The organism is Edaphobacter modestus (assembly GCF_004217555.1).
Classification (GTDB): domain Bacteria; phylum Acidobacteriota; class Terriglobia; order Terriglobales; family Acidobacteriaceae; genus Edaphobacter; species Edaphobacter modestus.
The window spans coordinates 527,090-545,747 of sequence record NZ_SHKW01000001.1; the positions used below are offsets into that span (position 1 = coordinate 527,090).

Genomic DNA, 18,658 nt, shown 5'->3' on the forward strand with positions numbered 1-18,658 from the left:
TTCCGTGGCCTAAAGCCACTGACGCAGAGCGCGCCACGAACGTTTGCATTGCGCTCTGCATCATAAATGGCCAACTCCCCAAGCATGTGGGCCAGCTTCGGAGTTGCCTCAAACAGCCGCCCCCTCGAAGCTAAGTATTGCTACCTCGAGTTGCCACTGCTCGCCGGAAACAGCGGCTGCAGTCCGGTTGTTTCTCCTCCGAAGACATGGCTTAGCGTATCTGGAGCCAATCCGTCTGTATGGCACAGGAAGCAACCTTTAGTCTTCTGTTGGTAAGTCTCCATCGTCGAGTTGGCGACGTTGGTCGCGCCTGCCTGTCCTCCTGGAGGCGCATTTCCGGCCGTCGTCCACGTAGCTCCAATCAGGAAGTAATCGGAGCGGATATCGCCCTTCGGCATGAGCGCGTTTACGCTGTTGTGAATTGAAATGAGGTTGCTGTTCGCCGCCGCGTTGTTGGGTCCCGCGCCCCATGCGTAGGTTCTCAAGGAGTCGCTGGGGCTGATCGTATACCCGCTCGCGGCGAGAATGTTCGCTTCTTTCGCCGTCATATGCACGACGTTAAACGGGCCTGTCGAATTGGTTGCTGAGAACCGCCAACTACCGGCTGTTCTCTGAGGGACAGGTACAGTGTTCCCATTCTTATCGGTATACGAGTACTTAGCATTGGGCGTGTCCCCGAAGTGCTCGAACGTAGCCCAGATCATCTCCGGATGGCCTTGGACGCTGCCCACAATATGCAAGCCGAGCAGCCCCAGTGTGGCCTTCCTCTGGTCTTTCAGAACCCACTTCTGTGGATTCGACCTGTCGTAAACCGGAATCATGGCCGTCGTCGTGATGTAGTCCTTTTTATTGAGCTCGGTGACCTCAATCCAGGAACTCTTCAATTCCATGGTGAGTGCCTGTGCGTCCGTAAAGCTTGGCTTTCCATTGGCGGCAGCATACTTCTGGATTGCGGCAAGCTCTGTCGGCGTTGTCGGAAATTGCGCGCCAGCGATGGCACCATTTTTAACTCCCGTCAGGAAGTAGGCGTAGACATCGTTTGTCATCGTCGAGTAGTAGACCAGGCCGTCTTTCTGCGTCTCCAAAACTCCGGAGCCTCCTGCTTGCCCCTGTTCCACGTCGATGATATTGCCGTTAGAGTCGACGAACACCGGTTTTCCGTCAACCATAAATTCCTCTGCCGTCCGCATCGTGTCCGATGGCACGGAATCGCTTCTGAGAGCTCCTGCCGACGGTAGCGCGATCGTATTGCCAGCTCTATCCTGAAACGCCAGCTTGTGGTTCGAGGTGATAAACGCCTTGCTCACTTCCACCAGATTGCCTGCGCTATTAACGACAATCTGCTTTCCTGAATGATCGACAGGTGGTTTCATCACTTCGAACAATTGGCCCGATTTGCCCTCGATGATCGGCAAATCATGGGGACCACCTTTGTCGGCCCGCAGCATCATCGAGTGAACAAACGAACCCTTGCCGTGCGGCAGAAACGTCCTTTTGCCGCTGCTATCAGGAGGAGAAACATCATAGAAAGCCGCCGAGTCAAAGATGCGTGACCCGCCCGATTCCGATGTCACCCAGAGGAACATTTGTTTTGCCCACGCATAGAAGTAGCACACGCTTCCCTCGGTAAAACCAACGCTGTTCGCGGGATTCACGACCCCGTTCACGACAGGCTTCCCCGATTGGAACCATTGGTCGAACGTCGTCGAAGCGACTGGGCAATTGGGAGCCGCGTCCTGAGGAATAGTCTGCGCCGGAAGCAAGGTTCCGGTCACCATCAGCGCAATCATGCAAAGGTATTTCATACTTGGTCTCCTGTTCTAAGGCAGAAACACATCTCGCACTGTGTGGGAGGCCGAATTTCTTCGCAATCCCGCACAGTGACAAATCGACTCCTTAACACACGCAGGAACACACGCAGGAACACACGCAGGAACACACGCAGGGCCCGATGCACGCGGGCCCTGCGTGGGTTGTTTGGCGATTATTTAAGCTGGCGCTCAGCTATTATTCAGGATTGTTTGCACCGTGAGTGTGGGGTAGGCCGAGTATAGATTGCTCTTTTCATTGTGAGCGCTAACCCACGCTCCGAAGGCCGCGACATTGTCTTTCACGGGCACGGGTGGGGGATCGTCCACAAAACCGAGCAGTCCGTCGAAGATATCGCCCATCTGATTGACGAAGTCTTGAATGTACTGGTCGAAAGTGCCGTCGTACTCGGTCAACACCCACAGAGTCTGTGATTTGAAGGTGGAGAACCCAGCCTCTGGAAGGAAACGGGCAAAATGTACTGTTCCTACAGCATTCAGTCCGTCATTGATTGCTTTGGAATTTTTCGGGTCGGCCAAATATAAAAAAATCTCCCAGTTCTTTCCTTTGGTGATGGGCAACCTCAAATTGAGGGGGCTTTGAACTTGGCCGTCTGAATCCCGCATGTGAGGAAGTTCTTCGGCATTGCTTGTGTGCAGGGCTTGAGGAACCATAGTTTTTTCGGACATGACGAATCTCCATTGTGCGTCAGTTTTGAATTGGGCAACGGATGCAGGCGGGAGGAAGGGGATCGGCAAAGGTATCCGGTTGTAGACATCCCGGAATTTCGTCTGGTTACACCGCTATTGTTTGTACCTGTCCCGTCTTCAAAAGTCCAATGACGACGGATCTGGGGGACCAGTCAAGCGGGTGGCCCACATCCAAAGCCCAGGGCGTCGACCGAATGGTGGCAGGCAACGCCAAGCGTCATTGCCGCATACTTTTGCGAGAGCTTCGAGAAGTGGCCAACATTGATATCGAACCGTGGGGTAGCAGGCCCGAAATTCCCCGGTTTCCCGACACAAAGTGGCCAACATTGATGTTCAAATTCAGGTGGTGACTGGCTGGAGGACGAAGTCGCTCACATCAAACGAGCGGGAGTTGATGTACTCGTTTCCATGCTTCAAGCGGACGAAGCCGCTGAGCTAGGTCTTTCAGCGGAGGCGTCGGTTTGTGAAGCAGCAGGAATTGTCTTCCGATCATTCCCTATTCCTGATCGAGAAACTCCGCCCTCGACCACCTCATTCGCGCGGTTTGTGGAGGACTTGAGGACTCAAGTCCATGCGGGGCGTAGCGTGGCCGTTCATTGCAGAGCCTCCATTGGGCGTTCTTCGTTGCTATTGGCCGCGCTGCTTACCGTAGAAGGGTTCGCCCCAGAGGATGCCTTTAGGCGCTTATCGATGGCACGAGGCTTACAGGTGCCTGATACCCCAGACCAAGTCCGCTGGGTCGAGCGGTTTGCCGCAACGCATCAGGCTCCCTGAAAGTCCGCCTTCCGGCAAGTTCGCCCCCGAAACTAAAAGTTTCTCAAATGCATGGTCCGCCGTCCGACTGCAAGGGTTCCTGAGGAGTCGAGTTTTCAAGGTGCGGTCCGACGGAGATTGAATTTCATGCCACCAGCGTGGGCTTCCTTGTCTTCAATCCCGGTGCGCAAGATAACCTCCACTCTCTGGCCATTGAAATTTACGGGGCCGCCGATCGTTGCCGGGGTTTTGGTTTTTAGGCACTCGATAATGAGAGTACTGTTGTTTTCCCACCTGAGATTAGCGCCATACGCTCCCTCATTGCGCTGTGCTCCATAGAGGTGTGCAACCAGCTTCTGTTCGGAGCCGTCCTTGCTGCCCAATTCGACTTCATAGCCGAATGATGTCGTAGCACCACCGTTCTCCTCGTAAAGAATTGCGGCGACCTGACCATTTGGCGACCATACCCGCGCAACCTCATCATGAGAAACGGTCGGCTTACAGCCTGTGATAAGCAGGGCGAGCGCCAAGGCCGGGAAACTGAGAGGTAAACGGTTCAATCGCATACCGCAATTATCGCCTCAGCAGCAATTCGGTCATCGTTCCCGCAAAGTCACGTTTGCGGCAACTTCCTTTCGCTAGTTTCCGCCAGAGGATGGTTCGAGCCCTATATTGTCGTTTACGGCAGAGACGAGACGCTGACGGCACCCCAAGTAGCGCTCCGTTGTCTCGACTGATCGATGCCCCAGGAGAAACTGGATCTGCTCCAGCTCGCCTCCCGCTGCATGGCAAAGACGAGCACAGGTTCGCCGAAGATCGTGCGGAGCCAACTTTCAATTCCAGCGAGCTTGGCTCGTTCCCGGACAACCCACCAGACAAGTTTTTCGCTTATCTTTTGACCCCACACGCTTCCAGTCCGACTCACACGACGAAAGATTACGCCTTCATCGATTTGAGCCGCTCGCAGCCACTCGTCAAGAACTTCCATGGCCCATCCAGGCACTGGGACGGTTCTTATGTGACCACCCTTTCCAAACAAGTTGACGATGGCCCAATGTTCATCCCGCTGCTGGAAATCGCTCATCTTCAAGCCAGTCAACTCCGCCCTCCGTAGTCCACAGCCAAGCAGAAGGGAAAGTATGGCGTGATCTCGCTTGTCTTTTGTCGAACCGCTGGAGGGTACTGCCAGGAGCCTTCTCCCCTGGTCAACCGTTAGCCAGTTTCCGAGTTTCATTCCGAGGCGTTTGGCCCCTTTGACTCTGCGGATGCCCGCCGCCAGGTCAGGGTTGAGGAGGCCATTGTCAGACGCCTCGTACGCAAGCCTTCGAACCGCCGCTAGGCGCAGATTAATTGTCGCGGGCGCGAGTCTACGACTTTCCAACTCGTACCGGTATCGCAGAACGACAGTTCGTCCGAAAGCAAGGCGAGGTTCTGAACAGTACCAACTAATGAAGTCCTCGATGGCATAGCCGTACGTGCGTTTTGAAGCTGCCGACCCCAGACTCTGCAGTACAGAGTTCTTGGAGTGATCGAGGTCGGGCAGACGCAGCGTGCTCTTGGTGGACCGGTGTCTCTTGCTCCGCTTCAGGCTCATGGATTGCGCCCTCCAGACCGCGCAATTCATAATCGAGCCTGGACTCGATTGAAGCGCGCGCATACTTGCCGCAAACCAGACTTCTGGGGACCTGTTCGAAAACAATAGCTCCTTTAGGCACAATTCGGACCGGCGGGCGCAGGAGTAAATATATAGTTGGTGGCATCAGTAGCCGCTAAAATTCTCCAATACGTGTGCTCATCGGTCTTGTCTGCTGTGTACACTCTGCTTCAGCCGAGGATCCATAAGCACGGCGTTGCCGTGTAGGGCACGCTTCACCGCGATGAGGCCATGATCGAATTTGCTCGACGCGCCGAGGGACTAAGAACTCAGAAGGTCGCAACATCTTCGACATGATGATTCAACGAAAATCCGGCGAGCATAGTCCGCTCTTTGGCCGTCCAACCTGACGCGGTAATCATTTCGGTTTGCGCTCTTCCTTCGCTGACTGCGCGTCTCTACTCATCTCTTTCACCAGCCGACGATCGGAACCACCACAACCATCTTGCCGCGCCAGTAGCCCAACACGCCGCGCTCGATCATCATGCGTGCGGTCTCGCGAGTTGCCTCCAAGCCATGTTCGTCGATAAATCGCAGCGCCGCGCTCTGCGTCTGAAAGCTCACAAAATCATCGGGGTGTCTGGCCACGTCTTCCCGCAGACTGTCGAGCATCCGCGCGTCACCGCTCTCCATTTCAACCGTGACTCGAGGCGTCCGAGCAAGGCGCGGCCAAGCCGTATTCACCGTCGCAATCGCCGCAACCGGACTTACGACCAGCAGCAAAATTAAGTTTGGCCAGAAAGCTCGCATCCCATCTATTGTTTCGTGCGCAACTCTACAGGCCATCACCAAAACGGGTCATCCCCGATTCCGAGAACTCCGCAATCGAATGCATGTCTACAATTTGAGGTGCCTAATCTTACAAGGCGATTCAGGTGCTGGCCATCTGAGCAGGTTCCCGACAGCATCGTGCGAGTTGGTCAGAATGCGATTTGCGTGTGATCGAAGCAGCAAGAGCAAGCACGAATTCGCCCTTCACCAATAAGAAGGAATCATCTCTCGGTTTTGCCTGAAAGGTCTTGCTGGCTCAGACGGTCGACGCAACACTTGCTTGCAGTCTAGCTGCAGGAGTTTGGAAACCCAAGGTCTTTCTGGGACGTTGATTCAAGCGCAGCGCGACCTGGTCGAGCTGCGCTTGCGAGATAGGGGCAAGGTTGGTTCCTCGGGGGAAGTATTGTCGCAATAATAGATTGGTGTTTTCATTGGTGCCGCGCTGCCAGGGACTCTGCGGATCGCAGAAGTACACTTTCACCTTGGTAGCCACTGTAAACTCCTTGTGCCTGGCCATCTCCAACCCGCGATCCCACGTCAGCGAACGCCGCAGGGTCGCCGGGAGTTTACGAACATGCCGGCTCAAGGCTTGAACGACCGCTTCAGTGTCTTTGCCCGGCACCTTGACCAGCATGGCAAAGCGTGAATGACGCTCCACTAAAGTCGCGATGTAACTGTTCTTTGCGCCGCTCAGCAGATCACCTTCCCAATGCCCAGGAACCGCTCGGTCTTCCACTTCCGCGGGCCTTTCACGGATCGAGACGGCATCGACGATCTGGCCGCGGGACTGTCCGCTGACCGTTGCATGGAGCGAGCGGCGCATGCGCCGCTTGCTCCGCAAGTGCTCCATCAGCTCTTGTTTCAGCACGCCCCGCGCCTGGATGAACAGGCTTCGGTAAATGGTCTCGTGGGACACGCGCATGCTCTCGTCGTCAGGATACTGTGTCTTCAGCCATCCGGAAATCTGCTCCGGCGACCAGTCCAACACCAGCTTACTCGCAACCATCTTCCGCAACTTGCGGTTGCTGGCCAGAAGACACCTCTTGGGTCGTAACCCCGACCCCCAGGCCTGGTTATCCGCATCGTGGGCGCGATAGGCGGCACGGCCGCCATGGCGCGTGACCTCCCGGCTCACTGTCGACGCCGCCCGACCGAGGCCGCTGGCTATCGTGCGGATCGATGAGCCGGAAGCCATTCCTCGCGAAATGTCCTCTCGCTCAGCCAAGGTGAGCGCTATGCGAGAGCGCTGGCGAGCGGCTGGAGCAATCCCTCCGCGAGGCAACAACACACAGCGAATGCAGTTATGGGGCTTGCCGTAGGCACGCCCAATCTCATGCAACGACTCCCCCGCCTTCCATCGGCTCCAAACATCAGCCTTCTCCGCGGGAGATAGTCTCGACTGCTTTCCTTCACTCATAAACACCATCCTCAATAGAAGAACTTCTACTAGATGGTGTTGCAGCGACCTATCGAATGCACCCTCCTTGTCGGTAGGTTCGACCTCGAAGTAGCCGACAACCCCGTTTTGCGAGAGTACGCGCAGGAGGTGATCCATCAAGGGAATTCACCGGGTTTGTGAACGGATTGAAGTGACACGTGAGGTCTTCTTGTTTCGATAATCGAGTTCCCAAAGACTATTGGCGAAGCATGGTTTAGTACCGACTTCCAAGTCAGTCTCGGTCGAAGCCGCTGAGATCAGAACATTCCCTTTGCTCGTGAACTCTAGGGCGCGGTACACCACGCTGCAATCGGCGGGTATTTGTTTCTTGAAGAGTGGGTATAGTTCGATTCTCCATTGCATATCATTGGTCAGGTCGAGGACGATCGGCGTCGTCTCATCCCAGTCACCTTGAGCCTCGATCGGTGACAGCAAAACCTTCTTGCCGTCTCTCGAGAAGGCGTCGATCTCGAATGAATTCTCTTGCGACCACCCGTCCTCGTCGGGCCTATCGTCTCGTTCCGCGACTTTGATCGTAGATACGTGACCGTCTTCGCCGCGCACATGCACTATCCAGGATGTCGTGCAGTGACGCGCAACGCCAGCCTGAGTAACCGAAGCCCTTATCTCAACTGCCGCAGAAAAGCCAGATTTGGAAGCCACCCACTTACCCATACCTCCTTGTGAGCGGGGATACTCACAAATGGACGTTCCTGCGTCGGCAAGCGGTCGGCTCTGTCGCGCAGAGAGGAGGCTTGGAATTCCTAGTGTGATAACGAGCAGTAATGATCTAAGCATTCAAGCACCCACTGCGGATGGTAAATGAGAACCGACCGAGTGAATATCCCGGAAAGTCTCGTTTTGACCAAGTTCGCGTTGGCGCGTCTCTGGGCCGGGTGAACTTGGCGAAAACCCCGTTTCTAGGGATATTTGCCGCACAAGATAAGAACAGTGTGAGATTTATATTCTAAAGTTCTAATTGACACACCACAAAAAGTAGGGCTAGCCTCCTAATTCATTCGGGATTCTTCGGCGGGGAAGTTCTGGAGAGACTGATTATGAACTTACTTGAAACGCAACACCCTCGTCTTCGTGCGGTTGGTTCTGCTATCTTCGGATGCTTCCTTGTCTTTGCAACCTGCGCTCTGAGCACCAGTTTGGGTCTGAAGCTTGTACAGGCGCAATCAACAGTTCCGGTCAGCCACGCCCCGAACGGATGGTTCATGGCCGGCTCTAAGCCAGCCAATTATCAAACTGGCGTAGACCAGGCTATGGTGGAAAATGGCCTGCCAAGCGCATTCCTGAAGTCGGCTGTATCGGCTACGGGTGGGTTTGGCACACTGATGCAAACGATCAGCGCAAATGACTATGCCGGAAAACGTGTTCGTTTACGCGCCTGGGTCCGCTCACAGGACGTTTCCGACTGGTCCGGTGTCTGGATGAGAGTCGACAAAGGGAGCACCTCAGTCGCTTTTGACAATATGCAGAATCGGCCGATTAAGGGCAACCAGACGTGGAAGACATGTGATGTTGTCCTCGATGTTCCCCAGGACGCGATCTCTATCTCGTTTGGCATTCTGCTTACAGGAACCGGCGAGGTCTGGATGAATGACGCGACCTTCGAGATAGTCGGCAATGAGGTGCCAACAACTGGTTCAGCGTCCAACCAAACGCGGCCCGCCAACCTCAAATTCACCGAATAGTATGCTCGCAGCGGTGGTGATGATGATTGTCACCACCGCGAGCCTGTCTCGCATCGCGCACTTGCTCACGAAAAGTGAAGGCTGGGCCATGGTGTCCGCCCCCATCAATAGCTGCTCTAGGGGCGAGTTTCTGTGATGCGTGCATCTGGAAGTCGGTTGGAGTATACCTATGCCCAAGTCATCCCGAAGGAACTGGGCGAAGACCACAGAACGTTACTGTGCGTCGAACTGCCCGAAAAGTCGGGTTACTGAGATGGTCCGCCGCTTAAACCTCAATCTGGCGATGAGGATCTTATAGGCAGATTGAAGGAGGATCATCGACATGGAGATTCGTTCCGTAGGCATTGACCTTGGCAAGACGACCTTTCACCCGGTGGCTCTTGGCGATAACTGCAAGGTGCTGCTGAAGAAGAAGTTTACCCAGAAGCAGTTGATTGCCTTCACCGCGAACCTGCAGACCTCTTTGATTGGGATGGAGGCCTGTTCCGGGGCGCACTTCCTGGGCCGTACTTTTACGGGAACAAGGCCACGATGTGAAGCTGATCCCGGCCCAGTTCGTGAAGCCATTCGTGAAGTCGAACAAGAACGACTTCCTGGATGCGGAAGCCATTGCTGAGGCTGTGGATCGGGAGAACATGCGATTTGTTCCGATCAAGACGGACGACCAGCTGGATCTGCAGGCATTGCATCGTGTGCGCGATCGTTTGATCGCGCGAAGAACCTCAGTCATCAACCAGCTGCGGGCCTTCCTGCTGGAGCGGGGTCTGGTATTTGCAAAGAGCCCGGCCAGGCTGCGCGAGCGCATGCCCGAGATCCTCGAGAACGCCGAGGAAGATCTCACTCCGCGTATGCGGAACCTGCTGGCTCAACTTTGGAACGAGTGGAAGGATCTTGAACAGCGGGTGGTCGATCTGAACCAGGAAGTGGAGCTGATTGCCTCAAGTGATGCGGCATGCACGCGGCTCAGGCAGATCCCCGGCGTTGGCCCGCTGGTCGCAACCGCGATCGTAGCCGCGATCGGTAACGGCGCAGCCTTCCATAAGGGGCGTGAGTTTTCTTCCTGGCTTGGGCTTGTGCCACGACAGCACTCGACCGGTGGTAAGGCCCGCCTCTTCGGTATCAGCAAGCGCGGTAACAACTACCTGCGCAAGATCTTCATCCATGGAGCCCGCGCAGTCGTATTGCGATCGAAGCGAGACCGCGTCGCCATGGGCGCGTGGATGACCGCTCTTGAAGCCAGAGCGCCACGCAACGTGCTCATCGTCGCCACGGCAAACAAACTGGCAAGGATCGCTTGGGCCGTGCTGTCAAGCGGCCAGGACTATCGGGCAGTTCAAGAGCCAGTCGCGGCCTAGCTAAGCGTAGCTATCAAGATCAAGTTCTCCCACCGAGGTCTGCACCGGATAAGTAAAGATGAAAGAACAGTCAAACGGCGTACCTGAAACCTGATTGCTCAATAGGCTCTTCCACAGCCGAGGGGTTTTGTAGGACAGGTACGCGGCGTATCTCATCATGGCCAGGAGACTGATCTCCACCAAAAGGCCGGATACATTGACGCAGACATTCCTTCATCCATAAACTTTTCCCTTGCATTCAGACGGCGGACCATACATTTCGGCAACTTCGCATTCTGGGTCCGCACCGCCCTCGAACTTGCCGGAAACCGGACTTCCCAGGCATTTCGGGGTTCCGGGTTGGCGGTAATTCGTCCGCGACGCGATCTAAGGGCCTTGATCATTTCTCGACGAGCGCTCGATTTCCGCGTTGATCACTGCTCCGATAAGCAACGCTAGCCCGGTCGCATAGAGCCAGACCAACAGAATCATCAATGCGCCCAATGACCCGTACGAGACGCTGTAATTATCAAAAAAATGCAGGTAGATACGGAATCCAAACGAAGCCGCCAGCCATATAAACCCACCAAATGCCGCTCCAGGCGTAAACCAATGCCAGCGACGGCGCTCTTTCAAGTCGGGACCGTAGCGATAAATCAACGAACACGATAGGGCAACGAAGAAGATAGCAGTCGGCCACTGAATAGCCCTCCAGACGAGGACGTCTAGCGAATTCAATCGAAGTGTTGCCCCTAACCAACCCACAAAGTGGCTACCCGCAAGCACCATAAACAAGGCCGTAAGAAGCAGAATTGAGGCTACTAGACTCAATACGAGTGCTATTGCGCGAGCTTTGAACCAGGGACGAGTCTCGCGGATATGAAACGCCGCATTCAGGAAGCAAATCATTGAACTTACGCAACTGGAGATACACCATAGGGCTGAAACTACGCCAAAAGTCAGTTTTCCTTGATTAGCGTGTGCCGCTATCTCGGTGGTTACTCCTCTCAAAAGTTGGAACGCAGTTGGTGGAAGAAAATCTGCGAAATAAGAAAGGAATTCGTTTTGAAGTTCGACACTGTGTGAGGCGAACAGGCCGAACAACGTCATCATCAAGAATATCAGCGGGAAAAGGGCGAATAAGAAATAGAAGGCGAGCTCGGCTGCCCGTCCAAAGACGTTATTTGCGTCGATTTCCTCGAAAACGGCTCGACCCAGTTGCCCAGGAGTCAGACCTCCGAGCTTCCATAAAGACCTGGCGGCAACGGAGGGCGGGCTTGTCATTGCTTGCACCGAACACCATATGCTCTTTTAAAGAGTCAGATGAGAAATTGTACCTTCTCAGCTGACGTTCGGGGCGTGTTGTGGGCAAGCCGGACATTACTCCGCAGCAGCAATCTCAACTTCGGACCCGTCGTGCTTGAAAACGGGGTTTTCGCCAAGTTCACCCGGCCCAAAGACGCGCCAACGCGAACTTGGTCAAAACCGGACTTTGTGGGCAGGTCGACCACCAGTAGCAGACACGGACTAGGCGCATTGACCGAACCATCAAAGTTGAAGAAACAGCGGTTACGTTGCTAAAGTTGCAAGCTACTACTGAGAGGTAAGCATTTCTTCACGACGGGCCCTCCAGCGGGTTACTAGTTCGCATGAAGCTTCGGGCCAACCGGGATAATGGAACTTGAATCCAGCGTTGAGAAGACGGCTGGGAACAACCTGGCGACTTTTGAGGATCAGTTCGGATTCTGTGCGCAGAAGAAAGGTGCCGAATTCGAGCATCCACCTTGCGGTGGGCAGACCGATGCGTGTGCACCGAACGCGGTCCGCCGATTCTAGCGGCAGCAAGCTCCGGCTACCATGCAGCCATACTTGTTCTCAACGGTGAGGTCAATTATGCTTGAGCACGGAGGCTTGAATGGCTCCAAGCACCACACCCTTGCAGCGCTTCACGCGAGTCAGTGGGTATCACCTGACGGAACGTGCGACTGCCCATCAAATCAAACTCATCGAAATCCCTGCGGCGGTTGAGGGAAACGTCACGGAAGGTACCCTGAAGACGCGACTAGGTTCCGCGGCCATACTGCTCCTGGTCACGCTGTACCTTTCGCTATCTGGTTGTCATCAGGGGACAAACCAAGACGTTGAGGCGAAGATCTCGTTCACTCAAGTGCCGCAATGGAATCCCGGAGATCAGAATCAGCAAGACATTATTGAAGGGACGGTGAGCGGGGCACGAGAAGGACAGCGGCTGGTCATCTATTCCAGGTCCGGGGGATTATGGTGGTTGCAGCCCTTGCTGACCGCTCCTTTTACGGCGATTTTGCCGGACCAGGTCTGGCGGAACGAAACACATCTCGGCACGGAATATGCAGTTCTGCTCGTAGATTCTTCCTTCCACCCAGCAGCAATCTTGAGTCAGCTGCCGGAGCGTGGACAGGGCATTGCCGCAGTCGCAGCTACCCGTGGGCAGGAGAAATCGTCATCCTATTTCGTCGATTTTAGCGGCTTCACGTGGCGGGTCCGGTGGAAACCGAGCGACCGCGGGGGCACCAGCAATCCCTACAATCCCAGCAATGTCTATACGGACCAGGCGGGGGCGCTTCATCTTCAGATTGTTCAGCGAGATCAGCATTGGACGTGCTCCGAGGTGAACCTGACGCGCAGCCTAGGGTATGGAACCTATTCCTTTACTGTCGAAGACATTTCCGGCCTGGAGCCGTCGGTCGTATTCGGGATGTTCACCTGGGATCATTCGACGGATCGAGAGAACCACCGTGAATTCGACATCAATATTAGCCGTTGGGGCGATCCCAACAGTAAGAATGCGGAGTTTGTCGTCCAGCCTCCGTTCGTGCCGGTCAACATTTCACGTTTTGTCGCGCCTCCCGGCAAGCTACAGCACACGGTTGAGTGGCGGCCTGGCAAGATCACAATGATGACCTCGCGAGTGTCTGGAGCGGCTGGGAACTCTGTGGTATCGCGGCGTGTATTTACATCCGAAGTTCCGACACCCGGTTCTGAATCAGTCCGGATGACCTTATATGTTTACTGGAACCCAAACGGCAAGTCGTCGAGCCTTCAGCATGGCGCCGAAGTGGTTGTGGATCGGTTTGAGTTCTTGCCGTAGCCCTTTGGAGGTCTCCGTCGTCCGATGGCCCATTGCCTCTCGTTTGCGTTGTTCCTGCTGTTATCCAGCTCGGTCTTGGCTGCGGTCGGGGACAAGATCATGCCCAGCCACAGCCACGACATTTGGGATGCAGGGGTAGGTTTTCCGGGCGGGTACGTCTACTCCATCACGCAAACCGCGGATGGATATCTCTGGATCGGCACCAGCAAAGGGCTGTTCCGGTATGACGGTCTGACTTTTGTGTCTATTCGCGCGAGCGGGTCTAATGCCGCGTTCCCAGTTTTGGGTCTAGTCACAGATTCGGCTGATCAGATGTGGGCTGCAGACGACCACACCCAGCTCTTCCGGTACACTGCCGGCCGCCTTGAGGGACCGTTGCCTGACAACGGCAGGCACCAGTCTGTAGCCGCTCCAACTAACAAAACCAGCGACGGATGGCTGCTGTTTGTCTCTACACTGCAGGGACTGATTGAGTACGAGCGAGGGACAGCTCGTGTCCTGCTGGATCCGAGCAATACTCCCAACTGGCCCACCGCAGTGGCTCAAACGGCGGACGGCACATTCTGGATTGGCACTCTCGAAATGGGTTTATTCCGCCTCGGCGTAACGCGGGGCGCCCAGGAAATTCAGCATGTCGCAGGCCTTGAACGTGCAAAGATCAACTGCCTCCTTCCGGTCGGGCCTTCGACATTGTTAATCGGCACAGACAAGGGACTCATGACCCTTCATAACGGCGAGTTAATTCAGAATGCGAATTCAGAGCTCGGCAATCTTGAGATCCTCACACTGGCGAGAGGGCAGAAAGGCGACGCGTGGATCGGCACCGACGGCAATCTTTTTAAAGTTCACGCGAAGGATATCCATCCTGACGGAAGAATCGATTCGTTGGATCACTTGGCCGTGCACGGGACGGTGACCGCACTCTTCGAAGACCGCGAAGGCAACCTGTGGATTGGCGGGCCTGAAATAATTGAGCGCTACCGCGACGGTGGGTTTACCACTTATTTGAGCTCAGAAGGCTTGCCCTCGAACAATTGCGGAGCGATTTACGTTGACCCTCAGGGACGCGTTTGGTTTGCACCCTGGGATGGCGGATTGTTCCAGCTTTCTCAGGGCAGGATCAAGCAGATTGAAGTCATGGGGCTGAAGGATGACACGGTTTATTCGATTGCGGGAGGCGCAGAAGATGAAGTGTGGGTGGCTCGGAAGTACGGCGGCGTTACTCGCTTCCGGCTTCAAGATGACGCCCTGCAGGCCTCTACCTACACCCGGCGAAGCGGACTCGCCCAGGACGCCGTTGATTCCATCTATCGAGCGGCGGATGGCACCGTTTGGGCCGGGACCCTTGATGAGGGCCTCAGCCGCTTCGACGGCGCCAAGTGGCGCACCTTCACGTCCAAAGACGGTCTACCTTCCAACAGAATTTCGGTGATCACCGGGGACGCTGCAGGAACTATCTTTGTAGGTACACCGGATGGTCTCGCTGTACTCAAGAATGACCATTGGGTCGTCTATACAACACACGACGGACTACCTCCGGGCCCAGTGGAAAGCCTGTTTCTCGATGACGCGAACACGCTTTGGATCGGTACTACAAAGGGCATTTCGTTCCTCCAGTCCGGCACGGTACACGTACCGATTGGGGCGCCGAACGCGCTATATGGAGAAATTCTCGGCATCGCTGAGAGTAACGGCTGGCTGTGGGTCACGACTCGCGATCACGTTGTGCGGGTGAGGTGTGCTGCTTTGCTGAAGCAATCGTTCGGGGAAGGCGATTACCGGGAGTTTGGAACTACGGAAGGCTTGCCGAGTGCCGAGGGTGTGAAACGCAGCCGGTCGGTTGTTAAAGACAATCGCGGCCGAATTTGGTTCTCGCTGAATCAAGGAATCTCAGTTCTGGAGCCGTCCGCGTTTGCGGCGCCCGCGTTTCCAGTGACGACTCGCCTGGACGGGATTCTTGTCGATGGAAGGCTTATCCCTTTTGCCAGCCAGATCCGTATTCCTCCTGGTCGGCACCGCTTGACGTTTCGGTACGCGGGCGTAAACGTGTCGAACCCCGACGGCGTGAGATATCGCTATCGGCTGGACAACGTTGATTCCGAATGGAGCGAGCCGACTGCGTTGCGGGAAATTGACTATACAAATATTCCTCCGGGCCGATACCGGTTTCAAGTGATGGCTCGTAATCCGGACGGTATCTGGAGCGGGAACGAAACCACGATGACCTTCGAAGTCGCGGCCGCGTATTGGCAGACCCGCTGGTTCCTTGTATCCTGCGTGGCCGCTTTAGCGATATTGCTCTGGTCCATCTTCCGACTGCGCGTCCGCAGCATCCACCAGCGTTCGGAGCAACTGGCCTTGGTTAACGCCAAATTGGAGGCGCAAATCGCAGAGCGAAAGCAGGCGGAGGAGGCGCTGCGGCAGGCGCAGACGGATCTCACACGCGCCAGCCGGGTGAGCAGCATGGGAGAGCTGACTGCCTCGCTAGCGCACGAAATCAATCAACCGATTGCCGCAGCCGTCACCGACGCCAATACTTGCTTGCGCTGGCTATCCCGCGCTCAACCCGATTTGGAGGAAGCACGCGCGGCTGCGTCAAGGATCGTACAAGACGGAAGACGTGCGGGTGACATCATCAACCGAGTCCGCCTGCTCTTCCAAAAGGGGACTCCGCAACGGGAGTTGGTCGATCTAAACGAGATTATTCGAGAGATGATCTTTCTCCTGCACAGCGAGGCAACTCAATTCGCCGTGTTCGTTCGGTCGGAACTCGCTGCAGACCTGCCTCAGGTCATGGTAGATCGCGTGCAACTGCAACAGGTGTTGATGAACCTCATGATGAACAGCATCGATGCGATGAAGGATATGGATGGGACGCGCGAACTCACCATCCAGTCGCAGCGCGGAGAGAATGGTCAGGTACTGATCTCGGTCAGCGATATCGGCGTGGGGCTTCCACCGCAGCAGGCGGACAAGATCTTTAATGCATTCTTTACCACCAAGACTCATGGAACGGGCATGGGACTGCGGATCAGCCGCTCCATTATTGAATCGCACGGGGGGCGCTTGTGGGCTGTCGACAATTCTCCGTGCGGCGCAAGATTTTGTTTCACATTACCCAGCAGCGACGAGGCCCCTGAGGAGCAACTCCAGAATCTAGACATTCCTCACGAGGCTCCCTGAGCACGACGCAGCCGCTTCCCCATCGAAAACCTGATAGTCCGCGCGGAATCTGTAGGGTTTTTTGCCAACTTCCGGATCGTCGGCTAACCGCACCTTACTCCCTTGAGCTCGAACCGGACATCGTCCTGACCGAACCGCAACCGCGGCACCGCACGCCTTCGGCGTGGATGATACTTTGCACACTAGGTGGCAGCATATCGCTCAGTCGGTCAGCACTCAGGTTCAATCGGCGATGCAGATCTTCCGGCTTCGCCGCTTGAACAGAAAACTTCTCGTTGAAGCGATTCAGAAACTCCGGCAGAAAGTCGTTGCCAGCCTGTATGTCGCAGACGTTATCGAGTCGCAGTTCCTTCACCAAGCGATCCTGCAGGGTGCGGTTCACGCGCTCGACGCGGCCCTTGGCCTGGCTCGAGTTGGCGCAGAGGATCTCGTAGTCGCCTTTGTCGTTCTTCCAGCTTTCCTGGGTTGCGATGTTGAGGATGACGTACTCATTGTTGTTTTGAGCGGTTTTGGCTTCTGCGTTCTGTCCGAGGCGGCCGATGAGGATGACTTTGTTGAACATGGTGTTTAGCTCCGTTTCTTTTGGTTTGTCCGCTGTCTGCGGTACATGCTTGCCCAACGGGTGTGCCGTCGCGACCCACTCCCTCGGCGACTGGACGGGATCTGCGGAAGGGGACCACAGCTTGCCTGGGGGCAGGAGTCCGCACCTCTTGAGAGGCGCGCAGCGGATTCTGGGAAGGAGAGCGTGCGTCCGAAGGGCGGGGGTGTCTTGAGCGCGGCACGCTGAACGCAGATAGAAAGGCAAACCGGAAGGGAGCCGCACTGTTCGACGGCTTTCCCTCATGACGCGAGTAGCAAAAGCCAGCTCAGAGTCCAAAGAGCCGTCACTGACGCGCAGGAAGGAAGAACATAAGGGAGAATCGCGACATCGATGCTCATCGCTCGGCCCATCTCCTCGCCTTCTCCATGGTTCTCCGGATGTAGGCAGCTCGCTTGGAAGGGCTGGGATCGCGGGAGAGGTAATCGTCTTCAAGGGCACATCCGATCCGGTCCTCGGTCATACCATTGGCAAAAGCGGCGACACAGAAAGCGATGTCGGCGGCGGCGGGGCGGTCCTGGTACTTGGTTGAGCTTCGGAATCGCTCAAGAGATAGGTTCGATAACCTCGGTCCCCTTCGGGGAGGGCTCTGTTGCATTAACCCGGACTGCTCAGGTTCGAAGCGGGCTGGGACGGTAGGATGAGTCATGTTCAAGCGTCGGCGCTTTCCGGTTGAGATCATCCTGCTTTGTGTTCGTTGGTACTGCAAATACGGAATCAGCTACCGGGACCTTGTGGAGATGATGCGGGAGCGCGGCGTGGAAGTAGCCCCCTCAACGATCCTGCGCTGAGTACATCGCTATGCACCTGAGCTGGAGAAGCGGGTGCGCTGGTATCAAGGCTATCGGGCCACGTCCTGGCGCGTCGACGAGACGTATGTGAAGGTTGGTGGCCGGTGGAAGTACTTGTTTCGGGCAGTCGACAAACATGGCCGACTGATCGACATCATGTTGGCAGATCGCCGCAACACTCGGGCAGCTTGTCGTTTCCTGGGCAAAGCATTGACGACCATGCGCCATTGGCCACCTTCATCAATCACTACCGACCAACTCGGCTCCTATCGGAAAGCGATCCTCCGGCTACAGCAGGAGGACAAGCTATCGGCAGACACAAAACATCGAACCTGCAAATACCTGAACAACATCATCGAAGCCGACCATGGCGCACTCAAGCGAGTCATTCGTCCTACCCGAGGCTTTCAAACGATTAAGACGGCGGCCGCTACGATCAAGGGCTTTGAAGTGATGAGTATGATCCGTCGAGGGCATTGCCTCACATGTAAGCCGCAGGTCAAAGATGAGATTCGCTTCGTAAACAAGCTCTTCGACACATTCCCTGTCGCAGCCTGAGAGAGAAAAGTAGCCAGACAAACTGCGGCCAGGCAAGTTAATGCAACAGAGCCATTCGCCTGATGGCCGCTCCCTTTATGCCGGTAGCCAAGACGACACGGTCAGAGAATGGGACGTTGCGACCGGACGTTAGCTACGAAGGCTGGGCTTGGATGCGCCAGTCCTTGGGCTCGCCGTGTCCAACGACCAGAAAACCTTAGTCGTCAGAACTGCCGATTCTCATCTTCGG

Annotated in this window: 14 protein-coding genes and 3 pseudogenes; 6 read left to right on the plus strand and 11 right to left on the minus strand. The window is 55.7% G+C overall.

Going from position 1 to position 18,658, the window contains the following annotated elements; all coding sequences use genetic code 11:
• Positions 1-140: 140 nt before the first annotated feature.
• Together BDD14_RS02200 and BDD14_RS02205 are read right to left on the minus strand one after the other, a co-directional pair.
• Positions 141-1,805 carry a hypothetical protein gene (locus BDD14_RS02200; protein WP_130417384.1) on the minus strand — a complete coding sequence of 555 codons (1,665 nt, stop codon included), beginning with the start codon at positions 1,803-1,805 and terminating at the stop codon, positions 141-143.
• 195 nt (positions 1,806-2,000) lie between these two features.
• Entirely contained in the window at positions 2,001-2,498 is a 498-nt protein-coding gene (locus BDD14_RS02205) for a hypothetical protein (RefSeq protein ID WP_130417385.1), read from the minus strand.
• A 375-nt stretch (positions 2,499-2,873) separates the two neighbouring features.
• Between BDD14_RS02205 and BDD14_RS34210 the strand changes: the two genes are divergently transcribed.
• Positions 2,874-3,293: a protein-tyrosine phosphatase family protein gene (locus BDD14_RS34210; protein ID WP_423201779.1), complete on the plus strand. Its 420-nt coding sequence runs from the start codon at positions 2,874-2,876 to the stop codon at positions 3,291-3,293.
• A 95-nt stretch (positions 3,294-3,388) separates the two neighbouring features.
• Here BDD14_RS34210 and BDD14_RS02215 read toward each other — a convergent pair whose 3' ends face one another.
• From BDD14_RS02215 to BDD14_RS02235, 6 genes and pseudogenes are all read right to left on the minus strand, one after another.
• Positions 3,389-3,838 (minus strand): hypothetical protein, encoded by a 450-nt coding sequence (locus tag BDD14_RS02215; RefSeq protein WP_130417387.1) that lies wholly within the window; start codon positions 3,836-3,838, stop codon positions 3,389-3,391.
• A gap of 72 nt (positions 3,839-3,910) precedes the next feature.
• Positions 3,911-4,102 carry a tyrosine-type recombinase/integrase gene (locus tag BDD14_RS34215; protein WP_423201742.1) on the minus strand — a complete coding sequence of 64 codons (192 nt, stop codon included), beginning with the start codon at positions 4,100-4,102 and terminating at the stop codon, positions 3,911-3,913.
• 62 nt (positions 4,103-4,164) lie between these two features.
• Positions 4,165-4,929: pseudogene (locus tag BDD14_RS33665) on the minus strand (tyrosine-type recombinase/integrase); the annotation flags it as partial.
• A 408-nt stretch (positions 4,930-5,337) separates the two neighbouring features.
• Positions 5,338-5,676 carry a hypothetical protein gene (locus BDD14_RS02225; RefSeq protein WP_130417388.1) on the minus strand — a complete coding sequence of 113 codons (339 nt, stop codon included), beginning with the start codon at positions 5,674-5,676 and terminating at the stop codon, positions 5,338-5,340.
• Positions 5,677-5,953: 277 nt separating this feature from the next.
• The gene (locus tag BDD14_RS02230; protein WP_130417389.1) at positions 5,954-7,114 is read right to left on the minus strand and encodes an IS30 family transposase; all 1,161 of its coding nucleotides are present in this window, start codon (positions 7,112-7,114) and stop codon (positions 5,954-5,956) included.
• Positions 7,115-7,261: 147 nt separating this feature from the next.
• Positions 7,262-7,699, minus strand: a complete 438-nt coding sequence (locus BDD14_RS02235) for a hypothetical protein (protein WP_207231667.1) — start codon at positions 7,697-7,699, stop codon at positions 7,262-7,264.
• Between the two features lie 494 nt (positions 7,700-8,193).
• Here BDD14_RS02235 and BDD14_RS02240 point away from each other — a divergent pair, with 494 nt between their 5' ends.
• Positions 8,194-8,838 carry a hypothetical protein gene (locus BDD14_RS02240; RefSeq protein WP_130417391.1) on the plus strand — a complete coding sequence of 215 codons (645 nt, stop codon included), beginning with the start codon at positions 8,194-8,196 and terminating at the stop codon, positions 8,836-8,838.
• Positions 8,839-9,160: 322 nt separating this feature from the next.
• A pseudogene (locus BDD14_RS02245) lies at positions 9,161-10,193 on the plus strand (IS110 family RNA-guided transposase).
• A gap of 366 nt (positions 10,194-10,559) precedes the next feature.
• Here BDD14_RS02245 and BDD14_RS02250 read toward each other — a convergent pair.
• Positions 10,560-11,456 (minus strand): YihY/virulence factor BrkB family protein, encoded by an 897-nt coding sequence (locus BDD14_RS02250; protein WP_165419882.1) that lies wholly within the window; start codon positions 11,454-11,456, stop codon positions 10,560-10,562.
• Positions 11,457-11,765: 309 nt separating this feature from the next.
• On the minus strand, positions 11,766-11,951 hold the full coding sequence (locus BDD14_RS02255) for a DUF1731 domain-containing protein (RefSeq protein ID WP_130417393.1): 186 nt from the start codon (positions 11,949-11,951) through the stop codon (positions 11,766-11,768).
• 136 nt (positions 11,952-12,087) lie between these two features.
• On the opposite strand from BDD14_RS02255, the gene BDD14_RS02260 reads away from it, so the two are divergent.
• Both BDD14_RS02260 and BDD14_RS02265 read left to right on the plus strand, forming a co-directional pair.
• The gene (locus tag BDD14_RS02260; RefSeq protein WP_242617674.1) at positions 12,088-13,299 is read left to right on the plus strand and encodes a LamG domain-containing protein; all 1,212 of its coding nucleotides are present in this window, start codon (positions 12,088-12,090) and stop codon (positions 13,297-13,299) included.
• A 24-nt stretch (positions 13,300-13,323) separates the two neighbouring features.
• Positions 13,324-16,482: a sensor histidine kinase gene (locus BDD14_RS02265; protein ID WP_130417394.1), complete on the plus strand. Its 3,159-nt coding sequence runs from the start codon at positions 13,324-13,326 to the stop codon at positions 16,480-16,482.
• Positions 16,483-16,576: 94 nt separating this feature from the next.
• Here the strand turns inward: BDD14_RS02265 and BDD14_RS34220 are convergent, their stop codons facing one another.
• The gene (locus BDD14_RS34220; RefSeq protein ID WP_423201743.1) at positions 16,577-17,044 is read right to left on the minus strand and encodes a single-stranded DNA-binding protein; all 468 of its coding nucleotides are present in this window, start codon (positions 17,042-17,044) and stop codon (positions 16,577-16,579) included.
• Between the two features lie 683 nt (positions 17,045-17,727).
• On the opposite strand from BDD14_RS34220, the pseudogene BDD14_RS02280 reads away from it, so the two are divergent.
• A pseudogene (locus BDD14_RS02280) lies at positions 17,728-18,429 on the plus strand (IS6 family transposase).
• The last annotated feature ends 229 nt before the right edge of the window (positions 18,430-18,658 follow it).